The sequence below is a fragment of the Streptomyces sp. NPDC001970 genome (genome assembly GCF_053594115.1).
This window is the reverse complement of record NZ_JBSFDW010000119.1, coordinates 1-1,410: the sequence shown is the minus strand read 5'-3', so window position 1 is coordinate 1,410 and position 1,410 is coordinate 1. Positions and strand designations below refer to the sequence as shown.

At 69.8% G+C, this 1,410-nt stretch carries 2 protein-coding genes; both read right to left on the bottom strand.

The window, feature by feature from the left end:
• On the bottom strand, window positions 1-500 hold a 500-nt coding region (locus tag ACWCP0_RS42120; RefSeq protein WP_451083989.1), incomplete at its 3' end, for a TauD/TfdA family dioxygenase.
• Window positions 501-524: 24 nt separating this feature from the next.
• Window positions 525-1,410, bottom strand: an 886-nt coding sequence (locus ACWCP0_RS42115; protein WP_451083988.1) for a thioesterase II family protein, incomplete at its 5' end; no start/stop codon positions are given.

Below are 1,410 nucleotides of genomic sequence, written 5' to 3'. Positions count from 1 at the left end.
TCGTTGTACGAGCGTGTCAGCAGCCAGCCCTCCCGTTCGAACCGTGCCACCAGCTCCGCGGGCAGTTCCTGGAGCACGGTGGGGGCGTCCGCCACGGCGGTGGCCCCGCCGGTGGTGGGTGCGGTCAGACATGCGAACAGCATCAGGCCGGGGGGCTGGAGGGCGTAGCTCAGTTCGTGGTGCATGCACATCGGCTGGTTCGGCGGCCACGTCGATGAGGAGTACACGCCCTCGGAGTACGACTGGCGAGGCGCGAACGCCTCCCGGTCGGCCATCAGACCCGTGGCCAGCCGGCGAAAGACCCCACCCACCACGCCCGCATCAGGCAAACCCAAACCACGGACCAGGACCGAACCGTACTCGGCGACCACGGCGCGCAGCGCGTCCCGCTGCTCTGCCGCCCAGGCGGTCGCGTCGACGGGGGTCTCGACCCGCAGCACCGGTGGCTTCCCGGGTTCGGACTCCACGTCGAGCAGTGATGTCGAGGATGAGGACGACATCTCGTTGTTCCTTTCAGTCGCGGCTCAGGAGGATGCCGGCCATTCGGCGGCGCTCAGCACGGCTTTGGCCGCCTCGGTCGGACGGGTACGCAGGAAGTAGTGGCCGCCGTCGGCGAGCTCGTGGAGGTCGATGTGCTCGGCCAGGAGCTGCCAGTCGCGGTGTCGGATCGGGTACGCGGCCGTGTACGGATCATCGGCGGCGACGACCACGGTCACCGGCGCCGACAGTTTCACCGCCGGTGGGGCATCCAGGACGTCGGCGAAGTAGTGGTGTGCGGACACACAGTCGTGCCGGTAGGCGGCGCCGATGTGCGCGGCGTGCTGCGTCACCAGCTCACCGAGTGCGGTGTAGCCGCTGTCTGCGCTCAGCTCTGCCGCGATCTGCGCGTTGCTCCGCCCGTTCAGTTCGGTGATGGCGGCGCGTCGGTCGGAGGCGTCACCGAGCAGCTGTGCGGCGAGGAACACCCGCTCGACGTCCACCCCGCGCTCCTGCAGCTTTCTCGCCGTCTCCACGGCGAACGCGGTGCCCGAGGAGTGGCCCCACAGCAGGACCCTGGTCGGGCCGAGCCGCGAGATCTCGTCGACGACCTGCTCGACCACCTGTGACATCGGGGCGAAGGGCTCGCTCTCGGTGCCGGCGGCAAGGTCGTGACCCGGTAGTTCGACTGCATGGACCGCAGGCCCGCCGCCCGGCAGTGCCCTGGCCATCTGCTGGAAATTCGCGGCGTTGCCTCCGGCGTAGGGGAAGCACACGAGGGAGGCACCGGTCTGCGCGCCGTCCGACGACGACAGCGGCTGGAGCAGTCCGGAGCGCTGCCGGGACGTGTTGTCGAGGAGTTGGGCGAGGTCGGAGAGGTGGGGGTGGCGGGTGATGTCTTTGAGGGAGACGGCCCGGTCGAGGGCGATGGCG